The following is a 21,761-nucleotide window of genomic DNA, read 5'->3' as shown; positions in this document are numbered from 1 at the left end:
TTGGAATTGGCGGATTCTCATTTACTGGAGCGCGATCGTGGCAGGTTTTTCTCGGGGCACTCGCCGGCATTGGTTCAGGCGTTTCTGTTTTCTTTATCCGACGATGCTGCTGGGGCTCGTGTTGCTGTCCGGTACGGCCCGCGGCGGCGATACCGGATCGACGATCGATCCGCTGGCTGTGAAATTGCAGCCGTATCTGGATCTGCTTTCAGGTTCGCAGCAGGAATTTGAAATTCACTGCCGTGCGGACGTGCCGATCGATGGCGACGTGCAGACGATCAAGATTCGACTTGCCCGTTATGGAATCCATGCGTTCGATCTGGATCTGGAACACAAGGACTACGAGGCACGCATTCGCCGCCGCGAGGGTGCCACGGCATTCGCGCTGCCCAAACACGGCGTGGTGTTTGTCGGTCGAGGCGATGCGACGGTGGCCGATTCGCTGTCGCCCAGTGGATTGTCGCAACGATTGATTTCCACGCGGACGACGCTTTCGACGTACGCGCCGTTGTTGGCGTCCCCGGACGCGGCTGCCATCACGGCCGCACTAAAGGCCTTTGCCGGCATCACCTATGATCCCGCGACGCGGCACGGACGCGCAGGCGACTCGGCAGCGTTTTCCTTTCAGTCCGGCGGTTCGCTGCAGGTCCGGGCGGATGATGTGCAGTTGGATCTGGTCCTTGCCGATCAACCCAGCGCCATGGCCGGCGTGGACGACTGGCCCGCCATGAAACAGCTTGAAATCCCGCGAGACGAATTGGAGCGGACATTGGTCCGCGGGGTCCGGCGAGCGGTTGAGGTTTTGGCGCCGTCGAAGGTGCTGACGAGCCCGAGCAAGCGAGATCGGGAAACCGCCAACGGTCGGTTGCGGTGGATCGACGGGCATCGCGTCGTTTTACTCTCCGGTTCACCTCGCGAAATCGGTCGCGCCCACGGCGAATTGTTGACCGACGAAGCGCAGGCCTGCATCGACTCGGTGCTGCACGCGTTCGGCGTCGTGCAAACGATTCGCACGGGCCGATGGTTCCGCCACGACTTGGATGCCGCCTTCGCACGATTGTCGCCACACATCCCCGATCGGCATCGAATCGAGACGCGGGCGATGGCCCGGGCACTCGGACTGGATGAAGATTTGGTTGATTCGCTGAACGTCTTTCCGGAACTGTTTCATTGCAGCGGCTTTGCGGTCTTCGGTGAGGCGACGCGAGATGGCAAGCTTTACCATGGCCGGGTGCTGGATTACATGACCACCATCGGCTTGCAAGATTCGGCGACCACCTTCATTGTTGCCGCCGACGGGCAGATTCCTTTTGCCAACGTCGGATACGCCGGTTTCATCGGCAGCGTCAGCGGGATGAACGCCCAAGCCATCTCGCTCGGTGAAATGGGTGGCGGCGGCGAAGGCCGCTGGGACGGTGTGCCCATGGCGACGTTGATGCGGCGGGCGCTCGAAGAGTGCAGCACACTCGATGAAGTGATCGCGTTGTGGCGTGACAGCCCCCGGACCTGCGAATATTACTATGTCTTCGCCGATGGCAAGACCAATCGCGCCGTCGGTGTCGCCGCCGACCCCGACTCGATCGAGTTCATTCAGCCGGGCCAAGCCGATCGACGACTGGGCGAAGGCATCCAGGACGCCGTGGTCCTTTCAGCGGGTGATCGTCTGAAAGTCCTGCGGCAGCGAGTTCAAGAAAAGTATGGTCAGATCGATGCCGACGTGGGCAAATGGCTGATGAGCCGACCGGTCGCGATGCAGTCGAATCTGCACAACGTGCTGTTCGTTCCCGCCGATCAAGTGATGTACGTGTCCAACGCCGACCACCGACACCCCGCCGCAGAACGCCCCTATGTTCGTTTGGATCTGCGTGAACTGTTGACGTTAGCTCCCTCCGTGAATCATCCGCGCCGATGATGAGTTTCGCTGCTGTAGCAGCACCTGGCTGACTTCACGTTTGATCGGATGCGAGAACGGCAACGTTTACGTGGGACAAATCTGCTATGCTAGGCGGATTAGCACCCAAGATACGGTGTCATCGTGCGGCCATGGATGAATTAAAAAACGAAATCGAATCGCTGCGCACGCAGCTGGCTGAGTTCGAATCTGCGAACCGACCAGGCCAGCCGACGACGAGCGAGCACTATCAGTCGCAGTTGCTCGATAGCGTGCAAGAATCGGTCATCGGCACCAACCTGGACGGCGAGGTGACGTACTGGGGACGCGGCGCCCAGGAATTGTACGGCTACACGCCGGAAGAGGTCGTGGGTAAACCCGTCACGTTTATCGTCGAGCCGGACGAAGAGCGGGTCGAACGTGAACGCATGCGGCAGGTCTTTGAGACCGGATCTTGGAAAGGCGTGTATCAGCAGCGGCGAAAAGACGGATCCAGGTTTTGGGCATCCACGATCATTTCGCTGGTCACCGACAAGTCCGGGAACCCGACCGGCTTCATCGGAATCGACATTGATATCACCGACCAAAAGCGAGCGAACGAGGAACTCGACCAGCTGAATCTGGCGATTGAGAATGCGATGCAAGGCATCTCGCGGCTGGACCGGGAGGGGCGTTTCATCATGGTCAAGCCGCAGTACGCCGAGATGTTGGGGTATCAGCCCGAGGAGTTGCTCGGTCAGTCCTGGACGGTGACCGTCCCCGAAGACGGTGTACCGCTGGCCCGCGAAGGCTATGAAACGATGTTGCGTGAGGGCCGTGCCACGCTGGAATGCCGCGCGCGGCGTAAAGACGGATCGGTGTTCTTCAAGCAATTGTTGTTGGTGAAAACCTTCGATGCGCGAGGCGAGCACGACGGCCACTATTGTTTCATGAGTGATGTCACCCAGCGCAAGCAGGCGGAAAATCAGCTGCGCGAAAAAGAGGCCCAGCTCGCGCATGTGTCACGGCTTTCGACGATGGGAGAGTTGGTCGCCGGTATTGCGCACGAGGTCAATCAACCGCTCTACGCGATTGCCAACTTTGCGGCCGTCGCCGAGAAGAAGCTCGAAAACTGCCCGGACGAATTGGGGCAAACGCTGCAAGAATTGAATCGCCTGATCGCCGAGCAGGCGGTGCGAGCCGGCGAGATCATCCGGCGTTTGCGAGCGTTCGTGGGCAAAACCGATGGAGTCCGTTCCACGCTGGACATGAATGCGGTGATTCGCGATGCGGTGGCAATTCTGACGCCAATGACACACGTCGCGGACGCATCGATCCGTCTGGAATTATCGCCATCGTCGATCATCGTCTATGCCGATCGTGTGCAGTTGGAGCAAGTCGTCGTCAATCTGGTTCGCAACGGACTTGAAGCGGTCACCGGCCGCGAACTCCGTAGGATCACGGTACGGACTGCGTTGGACGAGGCAATGGTCCAGGTCTCGGTGGAGGACACGGGGATTGGCGTGCCGGAGCAGGAGCAGGACCAATTGTTTGACGCGTTCTTCACATCCAAACAAGACGGGCTGGGGATGGGGTTGTCGATCAGCCGCACGATCGTCGAAGCCCACGACGGCCGGATCTGGGCGACCCCGCATCGGCAGGGCGGATTGGTCGTCCATTTCACCTTGCCGCACTCGCCGGGAGAGTCCAATGCTCAGGCCGAAACTCAGGCCGAATGTGATGCCGGGGTAAGTCGATCGACCGAGGCATCGTCTGCCAACAGTTCGGCCAAACGACTTCCCAGATGATTCAAGTCTTCGGCCGAATGGGCGGTTTGGTGAGTGGCCGCCATCGCCTGCCGGGTTGTCCGATCGATCTGGTTCATCGACTCGGTGATCTGGTCCATGCTGGTCGCTTGCTGGCTGGACGCGGTCACGATCCGCGTGGCAACGCGTGATGCCTCGCCGACCATGGTCACCAACGCTTCGATCGTCTGCTCGGCTTTGACGACGACGCCGCTGGCATCGCCGACCGATTGGGTGCCCTGTTCGGTCGCCAGCACCGCGTGGTTGGTGGCATGCTGAATCTCGCTCAAGATCTCGCGGATTTGGCCGGTGGATTGCCTGGCTTGTTGGGCCAGCGATTTGACCTCCGCGGCGACGACCGAAAACCCCTTGCCGGCTTCGCCCGCGCGGGAGGCTTCAATGGCCGCGTTGAGTGCCAGCAGATTCGTTTGGTCGGCGATTTCGTTGACGGTCGTGATGATTTCTCCGATCGCTTGTGCGCGTTCGGCCAACATCAGAATGCTGTCGGCGGTCGATTCGACCCGTTCCCGCACGGTGTTCATCGAAACCCGGGTGTCTTCAATCGCCTTGCGTCCCGAGCGTCCGACTTCGTCGGCCCGCCGCGAGGCTTCGGCAACCTCGTTGGCCAGATGCATGGACTCCTGGGCCGTTCGGGCGGCTTCTTCCACGGCCGACGACGTTTGCGTGACCGCGCTGGCCTGTTCTTCGATCCCCAGGGATTGCTGTTTCATGGTCGCGGAGATTTCGGAACTGGCGACCGACAGGTGGCTGACGGTTTCCCGAATGGCTTCAAACAATCGCGTTCGTTCCTGCTCGTCTTGTTTACGACGCTCGATGTCTTGGAGCGTCGCGATAAAGATCCGTTCTCCTGAAAACTCCATTTGGGTCACTCGCAGCGCGATGGGGACCTGGCGGCCCTGCTTGTCCACGCCGTAGGCTTCACTCTCATCGCCATGGCGATCGGATCGGGGGGCTCGGCCCGTGGCGGTGGTGGTGGCGCTGGCAGTGGCGGCGGTCGAAGCCGGGGCGCGTCCGTTGAATCGAAAGCTGGGGATGATGGCGGTGACCGCCTGCCCACGCAACTCCGACGCCCGGTATTTCAACAGCGATTCGCAGGACGCGTTGAGCGATTGGATGGTGCCCTTGGCATCGATCGTCAGGATGCCATCGGCCGTCGAATTTAAGATCGCTTGGGTGCGTTTCTCGGCCACGTCCAGTTTTTCCATCGCCGCGTGCATGTTCCCGATCATCGTGTTGAAGGCGCGTGCGAGCGCGCCGAGTTCGTCGTTGGAATGAACATCAATGCGTTCGTCCAGTGCCTCGCCGATCGTCGCACTCGACGCGTGCTCGGCGATCTTTGATGCCGTCTTCTTCAACGTTTCGATCGGACCGACGATCCTGCGGGTGGTGATGAAACCGAATCCGCCGATCAGTGCGGTGGCGATCACGATCGCCAAGATGAACACGAGGAAGGCATTGTCGGCAATCTCGCCGGCTGACTGATTGACGGCTTCGGCGTCGGCGATGATCGCCTGCTGCCATCCTTGCACGTGGTCGTTGACCACCTGGAATTGTTCGTTTTCCGCCCGGATCGCATTGATGAACGCCTCCTCACGGTATCCGCCCATGACCTTGTCGACGGTGAAATCTTTGATCTCGCGGTAGTCCTCCCAGCTGGCGCGGAGGTTCTGGAACGCTTCCTTCTCACGTCGGCTGTTCGCCGCAAGGTCCCACTGGTTGAACGTCTGGTCCAGCCGATTGGTCAGCAATCGCTGCTCGTCGTTGAGTTGCTCCTGCAGTTCCAAATTCGGCGCCATCACCATCGTCAGCGTCAGTTGCCTGAGTTCGCTGAGCGGATCGGTGATGTTCAATGCGCCCTTTTGAAACTGTTCGGCCGACAAGCGAACACGGTCGACCGAATCGTGAATTCTCTTGTTGCTGACGATGCCGAAGATGCCCACCGCACAGAACGCGACGACAGAAATCCCCACTAGCAGCAACAGTTTTCCCAGTACGCCTCGGTTTTTCATGGGCTCTCTCCGGCGTCGAATTGAATGCGCGTCACTTTCATCGGCTCTTTTCTTGCTTCCGGGTAAGCTCCCTTGCGGACCGACCAGTGCTGGTCAGTCACCTGGATTTTCCACAACGGATAACAGGCCATGCGGTACGGTTTGAACCCGACTTCTTTGTTGACCGCAAAGACATTGTTTGGCGTTGGCACGAACAGCATGTAGGCCTGGTCGTAGACGCGTTTGACAATCTTGTAGGTGATCTCGTCGAATCCCGGATCTTCGACACTCGCCTGGAACATTTCTTCGATGTAACCATCCAAGATGGGATCCGGGAAAATCGTGCTCCAAACGTTGTGCGTCCGATAGACGAGAAAGGCGGTGAAGGGATGGTTGAAAAACCAGTCGTCGTTGCCCCACACCAACAGATCCCATTGGACTTCGTTTTGATCTCGATTGGTGGTCAGTAACGGATCAAAGATTTCCTTTTCGCTTTTGACTTCCTCGATGTCCAACGTCACGCCGACGTAGCCCAATTGGGTTTCGATGCTGCGCCACAAATCCATGTAGCGGTTTTGCGTCAGGACTTTGAGACGCAGCCCGTTGAGCCGCCGTTTCAATTGAGCTCGCTTGGCGGCATCGTACGGGTCTTCTAGTTCGGAGTACGGCTTCAACAACTGGGTGGCTTTTCGCATGCCGGGAAAGAAGGGTGACGCCTGGGTCGGAGACAACGTGGCTTCACGATCGAAGACGAAGTGCCAGAGATTGCGTTGGTGCAAGGCTTCGTTGAGTGCGCGGCGGACGTCAACCTCCAACAGCTTGGGATTGCCGTTGATCAGGTTCATGTGGATCGCGATGTTGTTCGTCGTCGGCGAGGTGACGAGTTTGGCGTATGGGGACAGGATCGTGTCGACTTTGTATTCCGGCGGGATGAAGGCGATGTCCAGCTCGCCCTCGGTTTCCAAGACACTGTTCTTCGCCCGCCGACTGTCCAGTTCCGTGAATACGGTGATCGTTTCGATTTTGGGATACCGCTGGTCCCAATAGTTCGGGTTCGCTTTGAGGACGGCTTTAGGGGTTTGGCGATCGCCTTCGACGTAACCTTCGGTCAAGATGTAGGGGCCCAGGCCGTAGGGTCCGGGAGCGGAAAGATTGGGGCAGGTTGCCTTTCCATTCCATCCATTGAGCTTCAGGTATTCGTCACTGTAGAACTGCATCCAGATCAGATCGTTCATGAAACAGCCGTACTTTTCTTTCAGCAAAAACCTGACCGTGAACTCGTCGACTTTTTCGCAGCGATCAAAGACCTGGTCGATTTTGCTGTAAAGTGTGGGAGCCAGTTTGAAGGCGTCCATGTTCCTGACCACCGCATCGGCATCGAAACGCGTCCCATCCTGAAACTGAACGCCTTGGCGGAGTTTGAATTCGTAGGTGGTGTCGTCGATCTGCTCATGCGACGTCGCCATGTCGTAATCCCAGCCCCGGGCATTGTCGCTGGGCTTGATCATCGCACCATTGATGGCGTGCGAGATGTAGATGTAGGGCAGACTGGGAATGAAAACCTTGACGTGCGAGCCGGGGACCAGACGGTCCACGAACCGCTGGCCGGCATCGTCGTCTCTCAATCTGACCGGCTGGATGCGTTGCCGTGCCGCCGGCTGACCCAATGCCGGCTGACCGAGCGCCGGCTGACCGAGCGCCGGCTGACCGAGCGCAGATTGCCCCAGTGCCGGCTGACACAGTGCCGGCTGGCCCAGCGGCCACGCAAACCACATCGCAGCCATCAGGGTGCACAGCACCCCGAGGCGATTTTCCAAGGTTGTTGAACTCATTGGAGCACCTTTGGCTCGTGGGACACGCACTCCCCCTCCGTTTATGATAGCTGCTGGCCGTATCCGATGATGCGATTTCTACCGGGCTTGTGAAAGGCTTTCCCGTGAATCTATGCTTTGTCCGGCCCGATGGCCGCTCTCCGCGCGTGCCCGAATCGGTCGCCCTTTCCTCTGCTTTTAAAACTTTCGTCAGGATCGCACACCATGCACACCGTTGGGATGTCACGGGTCGGCTTACTTTGCATGGCTCTCTGTTTGGCGACCGGATGTTCCGGATTGATGCCCGGTCCGGGGCCGGCCGACGCGGACGCGCCGCAGGAGTTTACGACGACGAAATCAGGGCTGAAGTATCGGGTGTTGCGTCGGTCGGACGGAAAGACAGCTCAGCCTGGTGGCCATGTGCGTGTCCATTACTTGGGAAAACTGGATGACGGAACCGTCTTCGACAGCTCTTATTCCCAGGGAGAGCCGGTGATTTTCTCGCTTCAAAAAGTCGTCCCGGGATTCACCGAAGGGTTACAGCTGGTCGGTGAAGGCGGAATGATCGAGTTGGAGATTCCAGCGGAATTGGGCTACGGTGAGGATGGCCGCGCGCCCCTCATTCCGCCCAACGCCACACTCCATTTTGTCGTGGAAGTGATTCGCGTCTTCTGAACGCACGATTTGGCGATTCCGAAGATTTTGCACACGCTGCCGTTCGCCACGGGCTCCCTGATGCCATAGGCTGAACCGTCGAGAATGAGCTTTCGGCTCACGACTCGTGTTGCATCTCGTTCCAGGAACCGCTGTCATGTGCCATCGAACACTCCCCTCCTGGCCAATCGGATCTCGAGTTGTCGCCTGTCTGGTCACGCTGCAGTTGCTGACGGTTTCGGGCAAGGCCGAGACGGTCGTCGGTGACACGTCACATGGCCGGATCGCCGACGGACCACTGCATGCCTACGTCGGGACCATTGCACTACCGGCCGATGGCCTGTGGCGAATCCGGACGCCCGAGTCCCACGCTGCTGTCCGCGAGTTGTACCTGATGCCGACCGAACCCTCGCGGCTGCGGCAGCTGGGCAAGCGGATGTACGCGGCATTGGAAGAACGTCAAATCCGTAACGGTCGCTGGCAGGTGCAAATGGGGTTCGAGGCCTGTCGTCAGTACGCCCAGGACGGACAGGGCGTGGGACCAGGCTCGATCGCCGACTTGGCCAAGGACAAGCGGTGGGACTACGTGGCACAGCGTTGGGGGACCGCCAATTTCCGGATCGAGGAGCTCACCGATTTCATCGACAGCGAGCCGCTGGAAGGTCCCTTTGTTCATTTGATCCCCAACGTCCGGTTCCAGTTTTCCCCGTCCCAACCGAAGCAGCGACAAACCGTCGCGCGCGAAAATCGATCCGTCTTGGCGTTCCAAGTGCGCCCGTTTGTCGACGACGGAAAACACTGGGTGCTGTACACCGACGGCCAATGCGAACGCGTCGCCATTGACCCGCAATTGATTCAAGCCCAGCAGGTGAAGATTCGCCCGATCATCAACCGTGACAGCGCCAAACTCGCCGCCGAGCAACCCAACTTGCAGTACCGATTGGTGCTGGTGTCCGGCGAACCGCTTGTCCAACCGCTGGAACTGCAGGTCGACAACCAAGTGCTGAACACTGAGCAGACGATTCGGTGGGACGCCACAAACGGATCCGAATCGTCCTACGCGGACCTGCGCCAGCGACTGGCCGACGCCAGGAAATTCGCGTGGAGACCCTACGCGATCGCAGCCGACGGGGGTGTGTTACAGGTCTGGGATCAGACGGGCCGGACCGCTCAGCAGGACGCCGATCCGCCACGCAATCTCTCGACGTTTTCCGTCTTGGGAGGCCGCGCCGCCATCGAAGAAACCCTTCAACTGCAACAGCTGCGCGCGACCGATTCGGGCCAAGCGGCGACGATCGATGTGGATTCACTTGCGGGTGTCGAAGTCAAATCGCATCCGTTTGAAAAGATGTTGGACGGGCAGCCGGGCGGCAGTCTCGACATGGCCCGTTGTGTGCCGCCGGACCGCTTCTTTGTTTACGTGGGCAAACCCGAGTCGATTTCGGCGCTGCTGGATACCGGGGCACCCTTCATCGCCAGCATCGGTACCACGCTGACGGGCAATTGCCTTCAGTACAACCTGCAATCGCGTTATCTCGCACGACTGGGAATGACCCGGGATTGGGTGGATGCCGTGTTGACGTCTGGCTTGACCAGCGAGCTGGCGTTGTTCGCGCCGGATCTGTTTTTTATCGATGGCACCGATGTGACGATTGTGGCGCGATTGAGACAGCCACAACTATTGCGCAACCTGCTGGGACTGCTCGGCGCATCCGATCTGGGCACCGAGTCCGTCATGGAGTTGCCGACTCAATCGGGTGACCCGGCGTATTTAGCCCTCCGAGACGACCTTTTGTTCGCCAGTACCCACCGCGGTGAACTGCAACAAGCCATCGATCTGCACGCGCGAGACGGTGCGGACAGTCTGGGGGCGAGCGCGGAGTTTCGCTACATGTTGACGCAATTGCCGGTCAACGAAGAAACACGTTTGTATGCGTATCTGTCCGATCCGTTCGTGCGACGACTGGTGGGGCCGCGAATGAAGATCGGTCAACGCAGGCGGGTGATTGCCAAGGCCAAGATGGAGGCGCTGACCGCCCAAGTCATGCTCGCGCGATTGGATGGTCATGCCAACATTGATTCGCTGCCCGCCCTGGTGGACAGCGGGCACCTTCCGCAAGGCTGGCAGCGTGAGGACATGATGGTCGACGCCAACGGACTGGTGCGCAGCGAGCACTATGATTCTTTGCCTCGCATGCGGACGTTGCCCGAAGTGCCGTTGGACAAAGTGACGCCGGCCGAAGCGGAAGCGTACCGTCAGTATGTCGAAAACTACTCCCGGTATTGGCGTCGCTTTTTCGATCCGATCGCGATTCGATTGGATGATGTCGGTCGCGATCAACTGGAACTGTCCACGTTCATTCTGCCGCTGGTCGACAATTCGATCTACAACGGACTGAAGATGTTCATGGCGCACCAGGACGACCAGACCACGCTGCGTGTGCCGATCGTGGAACCGACACCGGTGCTGCAGTTTTCGGCAAATTTAAAAGACATGGCCTGGCAGGTGGTGGCCGGGAATTTCTCGGAGTTCTTCACACGTTATTCCGGCGCAAGCCCGGCGATGATGGACGATTTTGGCCCCAGCGTGCACGTCGCAGTCTTTGACGCCGATCCGATCATTGCGATGGGAAGTGGCGACATCTTCGGTGCCTTCGGCGGCAATGTGCTGCGGGGCGGTGGCAGCCAAATGATGATGATCCCGGTCGCGCTGTCCATGTTGACGCGTCCCTGCAGCATTCTGGTCGAAACGAAGTCGCCCGAGCGGACGTCGCAATACCTGCGACAAGCAGCTCTGTCGGGTCTCTCGAGCGAGCGACGTGACCGCGACTTCCGGGCTTCGTTCTACCAAGTCGGAGATCGGGACGAATGGGTTTGGACGATGGACGTGTTGGGCGTCGTGAAGCTGCGGTATGGCGTCGAAGTGGTCGACAACTACTTGGTGATTCGCAATATCCCCTGGTCCAGCAACGATCGGGTGGTCAGTGTCGCACCGGCTGATTTGAATGCCGCCCTGCTGCAGGTCTCTCCGTCGGCCTGCAAGGAACAACTGCCGGGGCTTTTCGCCGCCGCGTCGGACGCCAATCGCCAAGCCGTCATGTCTGGACTCGGCCGGCTCTATCCCTTCATGCTTAGTGGATCCGAGAGCGTGCAACAGGCGGCGGCGGAACATCAGCGATTGTACGGGTTCTATCCCCGCCAACTGGCCGGTGACCAATGGCGTTGGACCGATTTCCGAATGGTCAGCGACACCTACGGTGAACCGACCCGGCAGCGTCAACCGGCGTTCGACCCGCAGCAGCCTTTCGGATTGATGAACCGGATCGATTCGATCCAGCTGAACATGCAATTCGAGGACGACGGACTTCGCAGCAGTGTCCGCTGGCGATTGCGCTGATCACCGGCGATGGCGTTGATCGGCGGCGATGGCGTTGATCGGCGGCGATGGCGTTGATCGGCGGCGATGGCGTTGATCGGCGGCGATGGCAGTTAGCGCTGCTGATCGAGCAGCTTGCGAATCATCTTTTGCAGTTCCGGGTTGTCCGGGTTCTGCTGGAGCATGTTTTCGAGTTGCTGCTTCATCATTTGCTTGGCCTTGCCGGCTTGCCCAAATTCCAGTGGTTGCAAAGGATCGTCGGCGGTTTTGCCGAACGCGTTCGCCGAGGGGGGATCCACCGATGCACGGACCGTGCCTGCAATTTTTTCAAAGGCCTCGATTTTGCGAACCAGTTTCGGTGATTGCTTCCTGAGTTCGTCACGGGACGCGGCGGAATAAACTTGCTCATCGATCTTTCCGGCGGCGTTCTTGTTGCGATCGCGGACACGGACCTCGATCGAGCCGTCGCGGCCGTCGAGCACCGAAAGCTCATCCGTCTTGGTCACCACATCCAAGGTCGTCACCGTTCCCTCGTCAGTCGCTTTGATCGACCGTGTGATCTTGATGCCGTTTTTGACCACCGTTGCGGTGGAAGTCGCGAGCGTGTTTTCTTGCGGCGATTTTAAATTGGGATAGCGATCGGTCGGTGCCGCGTCGCCTTTGGCTTTCGCCCGCGCCGAACTCGCGGCTCGATTTTTCTGCGCCGCTTGTCCGTCTTGCTTTCTGAGCGAACGGGCTTGACCGTTCGCCGCTGCCGAACTGGCCGCGTTTCCGGTGGCGGTCGCCGTCGCTTCGCTGCGACTTCGGGTCCGGCCATTGGAATCGCTCTGTGAAGAAGACGAACTCGATGCGCTGGCGGACGAGAAATTGGTTGGCGTGTGCGTGTCGCCGTACGGTTGGTCGGCTGCCAGCTTTTTGGAGAATGTTGACTTGTCGTTGTTGTCAGCGGCATCACTTGACGACGCAAACGAGCACAAGACCCACGCCGCGGCGATCACTAATGCGATTCGTGGTGCGCGGACCGACCATTGATTCAATCGTTTCATCATCACTCGCCCAGGTTGGTGTTCAGTACTCAAAATCCGCGTTTCATTCCGTGAGAACCTTACTCAGTCCCTGATTCGCTCAGCTTGGCCATCGCTTCGGCGAATCCCTTGCCGATCTGTGCCATGATTTTGGCAGATCCATTGTAATGGTATTGGGCATTGGAGCTTCCCTTTAAAATTTCCAGCTCGCGTGGCGAATAGAGTTCTTCGCGGAATTTGGCCAAGGCCTGTTCGCGTTGCTGGCGGCTGAGGCTGGGGTCTTTGTTTAATTCCTGGGACTTCGCTTTGATCTTGCCGCCGCGGCTCTTTAGTTCGTCCAGTTCGGCGTCCCAGTAGTTTTCGGTCAGGACGGCCGCGACATTCCCCTGGAACTCCGGCATCGCGGCCGGTGCGGCCATGGCCTTTCGAAAACCATCGTGGGTGCTTTTGTATCGCTGCTGGCTGGGGCCGTACTTGTCGATCGGACCGCCGACCCCCATCACGCCGATCACGAATGGCATTTCGGGTGCCGAAAGATCTTTGCGGACGTCGCGAATGAAGTCGGCCAGCAAGCGGCTGTAAAGATCGTACCCACCGGGTTTGTCCCGGTTGGGATACACGTCTCGGGCGACCATATCGTTCCATCCCTGGAACCAAACGAAGCCGGCGATCTCGTACCCTGCCTGCGGATCGTAATCCGGGTAGACACGTTGGATGTCGCCGACGACTTGGTTCACGTGATCAATCATCAGCCGGTAATAGCGGCCGGTTGCCTCGGCACGGTCTCGCTTGATCTGGTCGATGTCTTTGCCCTGCTTTTGCATCGACGCCAACTGCGATTCATTGAATTCATAGGGACCGGCACTCGGGGGTCGGAAATCGGTGTGCAGCGATTTGCCGCCCCACGCCGTTTTGATGATCAGGATCGGTTCATCGAGCTGTTTCTGCATGTAGATCCCGAAGGTTAACTCGGGGCCGATTTTGGGCTCCCGACCCATCGCTCCATAACCGGCCGTCAATCGACCGTGGTGTTCCTGTTCGGTTCCGTCGTTGCCGATCGATGAGATCCAGACCTGGTCACAGATCCGTGGTGTTCCGTCGGCCGTTCGCATCTCGGCCAAGATCGGCGCCGTCCGAGGATCCATGGCGAGGTGGTCAAAGGTCGAAAGCTGAGCATGCCCTTGCATGTTCGACTGACCGGCAAGGATGTAGACCTTGAGCGGTTCCTTCGCATCAAGGTGCGGGACGAAGAACAGGCAAAGCGTGAGGAAGACAATGGATTGCGTTCTCATGGGGGTGAGCCTTGCTGCCGCGGGATGGGGGCGATGAAGGAAACGAAACGACGAACATTCGGGCGGGCGAGGTGACGCTCGGGTGGGCACGCAGACGATTGTAACGCGTCTGTTGACCGGGCGTTGGAATCGGGAATGGGCCAACTCGCATGCGTCTCGTCGCGAAGCGGGTGTCACGAATCGCATGACCGATTGGCGCGTCGATCGATCGCGACGGGTCTATTCGCTCCCGGAATCCGCCAATTGCCGATGCACTTCGTCGACGATGTGGCGTTCGACCTCGGGTGACCAGTGGGCCGGAAGACCGTAGTAGACCATCGAGCTGCCGCCTTCGTAGCCACCTTCCTGCAACACGCGCCGCGAGGGGATGTACGCCATGACGTCGTTGGCGTAACCCGCGATCCACGACTGTTGCCCACGCAATTCGCTTTTCAAACGCAACGCGTAATCGATGACGACTTCGCCACCGAGAAACACCATGTCGATGTCGTCACCCAACGTCCAGCTGCCGACGGCGTAGGGATACGTCTGCGCCAGCGACTCGCCGCGATCGAGTTTTTCGAGCAACATCGTTGCCCTCGCCGCCTCCCATTTGTTCTTCGATCGCGAGTTTGCTTCGATCTGCTCACGCGACGGAAGCGTTCCCAACGGCAGATCGATCTCACGAAAACTCGATTTCAGCTTCGGGGCAAGCGGCTGCATCTGAATCGTCATCAACACCGTTTCGACGGCCGTCGCGAGTCGTCGCCCGTAGTGTTTGGCGAGTTCAACGGTTCGCCGCGGCAGCGGATTTTGATCCGCACCACAGCCCGCCCAAAACAACGCGATCGAATCGGGATGCGATGCTTCCAACGCCGCGCAGGCGAAACCGGGGTAGTCGCCCGACCAGGAATAAACGCCCAGCACGGTCGCGTGACAGGCATAGCCGAAGACCACGCTGATCAGTTTTCCTTGGCGGTCCCTGACCGCCAACACCGGGACATCATGATCGACGGGGCCTTTCAATGTCCCTTCCCGTCGCCACTGCGGAACGTTGCCTTCGGGCCGGTTCTCACGCCGATTGGTCGCGAAGGTCGCTGTTCCCGAGCCCCAGGAGAGTTCGGCCGGTTGTCGGTGCGCGAAGGCATCATCGACGGCGGCCAGGATTTGGTGCTGCAGACGCTCCTCGTATGCCTCGATCTTCTGCTGCTGATCCGAATCGACGATCAGGTAGTGCAGCGGTGCGAGGTTCTTCTTAAGCGCCGGGCCGGTGTGTGTGTGTGAACAGCAGATCGCAATCTGCGATCGATCGAGCTGGTGGACGCTCTGGATCTGGTCGGTGATCGCCATCGCCAATTCGCGATCGATGCCGACCAGGTCCAACGTGATCAGCACGACTTGATTGCCCGACGTGTCTTGAAGCACCAGGGCCTTGGCCCACAAGTCGGTCAATTTACCTTCCGAGGGATGATCGCGACTGCCATAACCGGCCATCCACATCGCACCGTCCGGCGTGATGTTCTGCTTCGCGACACCCGCTTGCCATCCCTCGTCCGCCCGCGCGGGAGCGATCAAGAGCAGCATCAAGACGGGAGCAAGGATGTAACGTTTGAGCATCGTTGATAGGTTCCATCGAACGCGTTTGTGGGTCAAGTTGAGATCGAGCATTGTACCCGTAAGCGGTTCTCGACGAGCGAGGGACGCTAGTATTCCGCCACACCTTGGTTTTCGGGTAGGCGGTAGTGGACGAGGCGACGAGTCCTTGCCAAGATGCCGACTACAGAGGACTCGTCGCCTCGTCCACTACCCGAATATTGAGCCGCGGTAGACGACTAGGCTTGCCGCAACGCGTTGACGATCGGGACGCTGGCGGCCTGAACCGCCGGTGCGATTCCCGCGGCCAAGCCCACGAACACCGAAACCAGCGTGCCGGTGACGGCCAACGCCAGCGAAGGCTGAAATGAAATCGTGGCGCCTTCGGCACCGATGGCGAAGCCGCCGATTTCGAGCGCCGCCAGCGCCAGCAGCGTGCCGCTGATGCCCCCGGCGACGCATAAGATCGTGCTTTCGGCCAACACCAACCGCATCGCCCGCAGCGGTCGCACGCCGATCGTTTGCAGCACCGCGTATTCCTTGATGCGGTCTTGAACACTCATCACAGTCGTGGTGGCGACGAGGGACAGCACCAAGCCGACACAGGCGTATCCGAGCCAATGGGCAAAGCCGATCAAGTCGACCAGATCCGACAGCGTGCTGGCCTGAAACGCACCTTTGCGTCGTGTCCGCGTGGCAACGGGGCCGGATCGCAAGACGGCATCGATTTCGCTGGCAACACGATCCGGATCGGCGTCATCGGTCAACCGAACTTCGTGTTGCGTGACCAGTCCCGCCGCGTCCAGTCCGCGTGTGTACTGCAGAAATGCCAGACTGGTGTAAATCAGGTTTTCTTCCGAGGGTACCGAAGATTCAAAGATGCCCGTGACGTTGACCGAAATCTCTCCGATCGAAAACTGGTCCCCTTTCTTCAACCCGCGCCGCTGGGCAACATTGCGGCCGACGATCGCGGCGTCACGCTGGGATGAAAAGGTTTGCCAATCGCCTTCGGTCAACGTCAGGGGCCTCGTTCTCCGGATCTGCTCCGGGTCCGCTCCCTGAAACACAACGATGTCCAAACTGGCGCGGCAGTTGTTGGTCCAAACCTGAATCGGCATCACCTCCCGTACGCCGGCAACCTCCTTGATCTTTCGCGAGTAGTCTTCCGGCAATCGGCTGCTGGTCGGACAGAACCGACTCTCTTGAAACACGATCAAGCTGCGATCGGCGTCCGCTCCCGTCGTCAGCCGATGCAAGCCTTCTTGCACCGAACCGACAAAGCAGAACACGAACATGGCCACCGCCGCACCGGTCACGGTCAGCAACGTTCGCGTGCGGTGACGCCAAAGGGTTTTCAGAACGTAAGTGGTCATGGTTCAATCTGCGGTGAAACGGATTTCGAGGCCCGGGCATTCCGCCTTCGACCCTGAATTCCAGCGACTTGATTGGGCTCGGTGGAGAGGTAAATCTTCTTACCTGATTTTCGCAGCGGCCATCAAACGGAGGCCCGAACGCTTGCGCGAATCGGCTGATGACCGTCGTCGTTGGCAAATTGCGGAACCGGTTCGGCGGAAATGGGTCGACAACGTAAATCGACCGTCCAGGCCCGGCCCACTATCCGAACTGCTTGATCATCTCGTCGCCCTCCGCTTTTCTCGTGGGTGTTGTTCCGCTCTGTTCCAAAAACTTTCCGCGATCGAGCACCAACTGTCTGGATGCGATCGCGGCGACATCACTGTCGTGGGTGACCATCAGCATCGTGATATCGAGTTCTTTGTTCAATCGTTGCAGCAGCGTTTGCACCTGCTCGCTGGTTTCCGTGTCCAGGCTGCCGGTCGGCTCGTCGGCCACGACGACTTGTGGGTGGGCCACGATTGCACGGGCGATGCCGACGCGTTGCTCTTGTCCGCCGGAGAGTTGGCGTGGGTAATGGTCGGCGCGATCGCTCAGCCCCACCGCCTCCAACGCCAACTCGACACGTTGTCGACGTTCTGTTGAAGTTAATTTCAACAACAGCGTCGGAAGTTCCACATTCTCATACGCGGTCAGGACGGGAATCAGATTGTGCGTCTGGAAGATGTAACCGAGGTTTGCCGCCCGCCAGTCGGCCAGTTTGCTTCGCGACAGTTTCGTCACTTCGGTTCCGGCGACGGTGATCGTCCCTGCATCGGGTCGGTCGATGCCGCTGACCAGATTAAGCAATGTGCTCTTGCCCGTGCCGCTCGGACCCATCAACGAGACAAACTCTCCCGCGTCGATGTCCAAATCGATGTGGTCCAGCGGTGTGATTGTTTCATCGCCCTTGCGAAAACTTTTGCACACGCCACGCAGTTCTACCAATGCCATTTATTTGATCCCCATGTTTTGATCGTCGCCTGTCACGCGAACGGAGCTGTCTTGTTTGACTGCGTCCAAGCCACTGCTGATCAGCTTGTCGGTCACGTTCAGTCCCGATTTAATTTCGACCAATCCGCCATCGCCCGATCCGCCTCGTTCCACGGTCCGCCGACGCGCGATGTCGTCGGCGTCGACGACCCAGACGAATGTCCCCGAATCGCCCGACTGAACGAGGCGACTGGGGACAAACATGCGTTCGGTTTCGGTCGACTCATTGGTTGATTTCGCAACCGCCGGGGCGAGAAATGTCGCCGTGACCAGCATTTCAGGGCTGACCGTCGACGGCGGCTGGATCAATTCCACTTTGACTTCCAATGTGTTTTTTTGAACATTCGCGGAACTGGTCGTTTGCAGCATGCGACCTTGGATAATCTCTGCCGAGGAAGCTGTTTGGATTTGAACGGGTTGCCCCGGCGTCACCAAGGGAAGGTCTTCCAGCCGGACATCGGCGCGCACCTGTAAGCGATCGGGGTTGTACATTTCAATCACCGTACTCGAACTGTGGCTGCCGTTGGATGTCAGTCCCATCACACGTGTCCCCGGTGCCGCGATCAGCCGTAGCACCCGACCGTCCATCGGTGCACGAATGGTATTGCGCTGTAGCAACAGTTCGGCCTGTCGCACTTGTAGTTTGGCTTCATCTCGCAACGCCTCGGCCGCTTGAACCTTGGCTTCGGCCTCTTGCAATTGGCGTGTTTCCTCGATCAGCAGTTCGAGCTGCCGCTTGAGCGCGGTCACCTTTTCGTTCAACGCATCGGCTTCACGCTGCAAGTGCGGTTGGCGCTGCTGCAATTCTTGCAGCGTTGCCAGCGCGGCAGCGTGATCGCTTTCGGCCCGCGCGATGATGTTTCCTGAGATGGCTCCCTTGGCTGAGCGTTTGCCTTCCATGCTGCTGAGGGTGTATTGGACGTTCGCTTGGGCGGCATCGATCAGGAAGGGTAGCTTGGCGAGTTCCGTTTTGGATTTCGCCAACATGCTTTGTGCGTCGGCCAGTTGCACCTGCAAATGCACGGGGTTGTCCAAACGGATTTTGGCGGCGTCGCGCTCGGCGATGGCCCGCTTGAGTTCGCCTTGCCGAATCGCCAGCAAGTTCTTTGCTTGCTGGACGTTCAGTTCTGCGTCGATCGAAATCAATTTGGCGATCGCTTCGTCTCTTTTGACATGTTGTCCCGCGACGACCAGCAGTTCTTCGATCACGCCCGGCGCCAACGCGGGGACGCTGATCGCGGTGGGCCGGGGCTCGATCCAGCCGGGCGATTGAAACAACGTCGTTCCGGCTTGCTGAACCTCCGCTCGCTTGACGACCACCGGCACGACCGTGACCGAGGGCCGTGGCATCAGCCCCCGGCCCGCGGCGGCAGCCAACAAGGCAAGGAACGCGCACAGGATCCCGATCGGCAACACGTACCGAGTCAACCAACGCTTGCGGCGCGGTTTGGTCGGCGTCGCGTCTTCCCGAGGCGAACGGTCGAGTGCCAGTTGGCTGAGGTCGAGCGGAGTGTTCGCCATGACTACTTGCCCGGTCGGACGAAGACTTGTTTGGCCGCAACGGTCAGATTGCCTTGGTCATCGCGCTGGGCTTTTCCGGTGACGACCACGGTGGACAGTTCTTTGACGCTTAGAAACTCGCGGGCGTCTTGGGCCACCGGATTGCCCGTGTCGTCGACAATCTTGACGGTCGCAATGTTGTCTTTCACCGCATCCGTTTGGCAGCAATAATCCCAAGGCGTCGGGCATCCTTCGTCGTCGGCACAGTAGGGCACTTTGGGATCCACGATGGTGAATGCGGCCAAGCCGTCGACAAACGGTTCGCTCGATCCGCCGACCAGGCCGACCAAAGTGACATCCTGGCCGTCCTCGGTGTTCTCGCGTGCTTCGCCGACCGGTATCGCTCCGTCGGGTTCGCTTTCGGCGGCATACGGCGACGCCGCCGCGGTCGCGGTCTCTTGGTTTGGCGTCGATGCGACGTCAGCCTTGTCGCTGCATCCCGACGCGATCAATAGCAATGCGGCCAGACCGAAGTTAAAAAACGACTTCATTCTCAATCTCCTTGGTAAATTTCTAAACTGCTTTCAAACTCGTTGCGACTTGCAATCGCAACGCTTTCAACGCCGGGGGCAACGCGCCCAAGACGCCCAGTAACAATCCGACGCCGCAACCGATCAAGATTGCGACGCTGTCGATGCGCAATGTGAACGCACCCATCGTGAAACGCACGGCCATGCCGTTGAGCATTGTCAACGCGATCCCACCCGAGAGCAGTGAACCGGCCGCCGCCAACAAGACGGCTTCCTGGATCAGGCTGACGAGGATCGCACGTCGACGAAATCCGATCGCTTGCAGCGTCGCAATTTCACGAACCCGTCCAGCCACCGCGCCGTACATCATGTTCAAACCCGCAAAGACCCCCGCACCGGACACCAGAGCGACGACGAACCAGGCCAGCAATCGAACCGGTTTATAGTGCTGTTGCAGGGTCGCGTAGTAATCGGTTTCGCGGCTCGCACGCAGTTCCAAGTCGGTGCGTTCCTTGCAGAACAGTTTGACTTCCGCGGGCGAACTGCCCGGTGTCAACAGCATCGCCGCGAGACTCAAATCCTGACGCTTCGTTGCCGTTTGCAAGTCGCCCAGGTTGCACCAGATCTCCGACTCGTACGCCGCACCGCCCGCGGCAAAGCGACCGCTGATCCTCCACGACCGGCCTTCAAACTCGATGGTTTGGCCGACCGCCATCGCTTCGTCCGAGCTGCCCAGTTTTGCCGCCGCCAACCGGCCCACCATCACTTCGCCCGCATCCGGCCAGTCGCCACCGGTCAACCGGACCGACCGGCGGACCAGCGGTGCGGCCAGGGTGACGCCACGAACCAGTCCCAGACCTCCGTCGGCCGATTCGCTTTTGACCCGTGTCCCCAGATACAGCTCAGGCGAAACATGGGTCACGCCGAACCGTTTGACCGTCCCTTGCAAACTGGCGGTCAACAGGGCCGGAGTTCGAGCGGCGATCGACGAGTTCTCGATGTTTTCTTCGGAGTTCACCGAATAGACCAAGACGACGTCGGGGTCACCGCTGACAGACAGTGATTGTTCCAAGCCACGAATGAAACCGACGACCACGAATACGAGCATCACCACCGTCGCCAAGGCGACGAGCGTCAATGCCGTCCGCACCGGCCGACGAGCCAGATTGCGAACACCGTATTCCCAGGGAAGTAACATCAAATGAAAACTCAAACGTTGTATTCGGTAGGTCACGCTGTGCGTGACGGTTGGCATGCACGGCATGCCCTCGTGATAGATGACATGCACAGCATGCCCCACATTTGTTCATCCGCTCGGGGTTCATCCGCTCGGGGATCGACCGATCGATCAGACGGGTAGGTCACGCTGTGCGTGACAGTTGGCATGCACAGCATGCCCTACAGCACAGCATGCCCTACATTCGTCCATCCGGTTCAAATGTTCTGGCTAGTTCAAATCAGCCAAGATTGATGCGCTACGCGCACATCGCGACCGCAAAGAAGTTGCCCGGCCGAGGCGAACGCGTGACGCGTCAGAAAGTCGCCTTGTCCGGCGAGGCAAGCGACCGTCGCCGGGGGCAGTTGTTCCCAGCTGACCAGGAGTTCCGTGTCCGGCAACTCACTATCGGCCTGAATGACGGCCCCTTCGCAGATGCAGCTTTGGCAACTGCAGTCATCGCCGCAGGGGGCGGGCTGCTCCGAGGCGGGAGCCTGGTCGTCATGTGAACAACACGAACACGTCTCCACCGGGCGGTCCTCGCCCACCGTCACCTTCGTCTCACACGATAGGCAACGCACCGGACACGCCAACAAGTTGACGATCAACAGCAGGGCAAGAAAAGGGGAGTTCATGCAATGATTCTAGCTCTCGGTCACACAACTGGCAAGTTCGATGCCTCGGCAACTACGATGTTGCCCGAGAAGTGGCTAATC

General features: G+C 59.3%; 15 protein-coding genes. 4 read left to right on the top strand and 11 right to left on the bottom strand.

Features of this window, described 5'->3' with window-relative positions; all coding sequences use genetic code 11:
* Nucleotides 1-37: 37 nt before the first annotated feature.
* Together TBK1r_RS17975 and TBK1r_RS17970 are read left to right on the top strand one after the other, a co-directional pair.
* A complete protein-coding gene (locus TBK1r_RS17975; RefSeq protein WP_419581485.1) occupies nt 38-1,912 on the top strand; it encodes a C45 family autoproteolytic acyltransferase/hydrolase in 1,875 nt (624 codons plus the stop codon).
* 131 nt (nt 1,913-2,043) lie between these two features.
* The gene (locus TBK1r_RS17970; protein WP_419581484.1) at nt 2,044-3,678 is read left to right on the top strand and encodes a PAS domain-containing sensor histidine kinase; all 1,635 of its coding nucleotides are present in this window, start codon (nt 2,044-2,046) and stop codon (nt 3,676-3,678) included.
* Here the strand turns inward: TBK1r_RS17970 and TBK1r_RS17965 are convergent.
* On the bottom strand, nt 3,597-5,705 hold the full coding sequence (locus tag TBK1r_RS17965) for a methyl-accepting chemotaxis protein (RefSeq protein WP_145213466.1): 2,109 nt from the start codon (nt 5,703-5,705) through the stop codon (nt 3,597-3,599). The genes TBK1r_RS17970 and TBK1r_RS17965 overlap by 82 nt on opposite strands.
* The gene (locus TBK1r_RS17960) at nt 5,702-7,516 is read right to left on the bottom strand and encodes an ABC transporter substrate-binding protein (protein ID WP_419581483.1); all 1,815 of its coding nucleotides are present in this window, start codon (nt 7,514-7,516) and stop codon (nt 5,702-5,704) included. Before TBK1r_RS17960 ends, TBK1r_RS17965 begins: the two co-directional genes overlap by 4 nt.
* A 243-nt stretch (nt 7,517-7,759) precedes the next feature.
* On the opposite strand from TBK1r_RS17960, the gene TBK1r_RS17955 reads away from it, so the two are divergent.
* Both TBK1r_RS17955 and TBK1r_RS17950 read left to right on the top strand, forming a co-directional pair.
* Nucleotides 7,760-8,170 (top strand): FKBP-type peptidyl-prolyl cis-trans isomerase, encoded by a 411-nt coding sequence (locus TBK1r_RS17955; RefSeq protein ID WP_419581482.1) that lies wholly within the window; start codon nt 7,760-7,762, stop codon nt 8,168-8,170.
* Nucleotides 8,171-8,306: 136 nt separating this feature from the next.
* Complete coding sequence (locus TBK1r_RS17950; protein WP_145213463.1) at nt 8,307-11,546, top strand: hypothetical protein; 3,240 nt, start codon at nt 8,307-8,309, stop codon at nt 11,544-11,546.
* Nucleotides 11,547-11,638: 92 nt separating this feature from the next.
* Here TBK1r_RS17950 and TBK1r_RS17945 read toward each other — a convergent pair whose 3' ends face one another.
* The 9 genes from TBK1r_RS17945 to TBK1r_RS17905 all read right to left on the bottom strand — a co-directional run bounded on the left by TBK1r_RS17945 (nt 11,639) and on the right by TBK1r_RS17905 (nt 21,680).
* Nucleotides 11,639-12,574 carry a hypothetical protein gene (locus TBK1r_RS17945; protein WP_145213461.1) on the bottom strand — a complete coding sequence of 312 codons (936 nt, stop codon included), beginning with the start codon at nt 12,572-12,574 and terminating at the stop codon, nt 11,639-11,641.
* Between the two features lie 56 nt (nt 12,575-12,630).
* Entirely contained in the window at nt 12,631-13,842 is a 1,212-nt protein-coding gene (locus tag TBK1r_RS17940; RefSeq protein WP_145213458.1) for a sialate O-acetylesterase, read from the bottom strand.
* A 219-nt stretch (nt 13,843-14,061) separates the two neighbouring features.
* Nucleotides 14,062-15,438 (bottom strand): neutral/alkaline non-lysosomal ceramidase N-terminal domain-containing protein, encoded by a 1,377-nt coding sequence (locus TBK1r_RS17935; protein WP_419581481.1) that lies wholly within the window; start codon nt 15,436-15,438, stop codon nt 14,062-14,064.
* A 215-nt stretch (nt 15,439-15,653) separates the two neighbouring features.
* Nucleotides 15,654-16,787, bottom strand: a complete 1,134-nt coding sequence (locus TBK1r_RS17930) for an ABC transporter permease (RefSeq protein ID WP_145213452.1) — start codon at nt 16,785-16,787, stop codon at nt 15,654-15,656.
* Between the two features lie 241 nt (nt 16,788-17,028).
* Nucleotides 17,029-17,760: an ABC transporter ATP-binding protein gene (locus TBK1r_RS17925; RefSeq protein WP_145213450.1), complete on the bottom strand. Its 732-nt coding sequence runs from the start codon at nt 17,758-17,760 to the stop codon at nt 17,029-17,031.
* Nucleotides 17,761-19,320, bottom strand: coding sequence for a permuted SH3 domain-containing protein (locus TBK1r_RS17920; protein ID WP_145213447.1), 1,560 nt, complete (start codon nt 19,318-19,320; stop codon nt 17,761-17,763).
* A 2-nt stretch (nt 19,321-19,322) separates the two neighbouring features.
* Nucleotides 19,323-19,850 carry a hypothetical protein gene (locus TBK1r_RS17915; protein WP_145213444.1) on the bottom strand — a complete coding sequence of 176 codons (528 nt, stop codon included), beginning with the start codon at nt 19,848-19,850 and terminating at the stop codon, nt 19,323-19,325.
* Between the two features lie 22 nt (nt 19,851-19,872).
* A complete protein-coding gene (locus tag TBK1r_RS17910; RefSeq protein ID WP_145213441.1) occupies nt 19,873-21,027 on the bottom strand; it encodes an ABC transporter permease in 1,155 nt (384 codons plus the stop codon).
* A 254-nt stretch (nt 21,028-21,281) separates the two neighbouring features.
* The gene (locus tag TBK1r_RS17905) at nt 21,282-21,680 is read right to left on the bottom strand and encodes a hypothetical protein (RefSeq protein WP_145213438.1); all 399 of its coding nucleotides are present in this window, start codon (nt 21,678-21,680) and stop codon (nt 21,282-21,284) included.
* Between the last annotated feature and the right edge of the window lie 81 nt (nt 21,681-21,761).

The organism is Stieleria magnilauensis (assembly GCA_007753675.1).
Lineage (GTDB): Bacteria > Planctomycetota > Planctomycetia > Pirellulales > Pirellulaceae > Stieleria > Stieleria magnilauensis.
The sequence above is the reverse complement of the archived record's forward strand: the minus strand, read 5'-3'. Positions and strand labels throughout refer to the sequence as shown.

Excerpts from the sequence above, each read along its gene's own strand:
- TBK1r_RS17970 (WP_419581484.1), top strand. The coding sequence starts at position 2,044 with ATGGATGAATTAAAAAACGAAATCGAATCGCTGCGCACGCAGCTGGCT.
- TBK1r_RS17965 (WP_145213466.1), bottom strand. The coding sequence starts at position 5,705 with ATGAAAAACCGAGGCGTACTGGGAAAACTGTTGCTGCTAGTGGGGATT.
- TBK1r_RS17960 (WP_419581483.1), bottom strand. The coding sequence starts at position 7,516 with ATGAGTTCAACAACCTTGGAAAATCGCCTCGGGGTGCTGTGCACCCTG.
- TBK1r_RS17955 (WP_419581482.1), top strand. The coding sequence starts at position 7,760 with ATGGCTCTCTGTTTGGCGACCGGATGTTCCGGATTGATGCCCGGTCCG.
- TBK1r_RS17950 (WP_145213463.1), top strand. The coding sequence starts at position 8,307 with ATGTGCCATCGAACACTCCCCTCCTGGCCAATCGGATCTCGAGTTGTC.
- TBK1r_RS17945 (WP_145213461.1), bottom strand. The coding sequence starts at position 12,574 with ATGATGAAACGATTGAATCAATGGTCGGTCCGCGCACCACGAATCGCA.
- TBK1r_RS17940 (WP_145213458.1), bottom strand. The coding sequence starts at position 13,842 with ATGAGAACGCAATCCATTGTCTTCCTCACGCTTTGCCTGTTCTTCGTC.
- TBK1r_RS17935 (WP_419581481.1), bottom strand. The coding sequence starts at position 15,438 with ATGCTCAAACGTTACATCCTTGCTCCCGTCTTGATGCTGCTCTTGATC.
- TBK1r_RS17930 (WP_145213452.1), bottom strand. The coding sequence starts at position 16,787 with ATGACCACTTACGTTCTGAAAACCCTTTGGCGTCACCGCACGCGAACG.
- TBK1r_RS17925 (WP_145213450.1), bottom strand. The coding sequence starts at position 17,760 with ATGGCATTGGTAGAACTGCGTGGCGTGTGCAAAAGTTTTCGCAAGGGC.
- TBK1r_RS17920 (WP_145213447.1), bottom strand. The coding sequence starts at position 19,320 with ATGGCGAACACTCCGCTCGACCTCAGCCAACTGGCACTCGACCGTTCG.
- TBK1r_RS17915 (WP_145213444.1), bottom strand. The coding sequence starts at position 19,850 with ATGAAGTCGTTTTTTAACTTCGGTCTGGCCGCATTGCTATTGATCGCG.
- TBK1r_RS17910 (WP_145213441.1), bottom strand. The coding sequence starts at position 21,027 with ATGTTACTTCCCTGGGAATACGGTGTTCGCAATCTGGCTCGTCGGCCG.
- TBK1r_RS17905 (WP_145213438.1), bottom strand. The coding sequence starts at position 21,680 with ATGAACTCCCCTTTTCTTGCCCTGCTGTTGATCGTCAACTTGTTGGCG.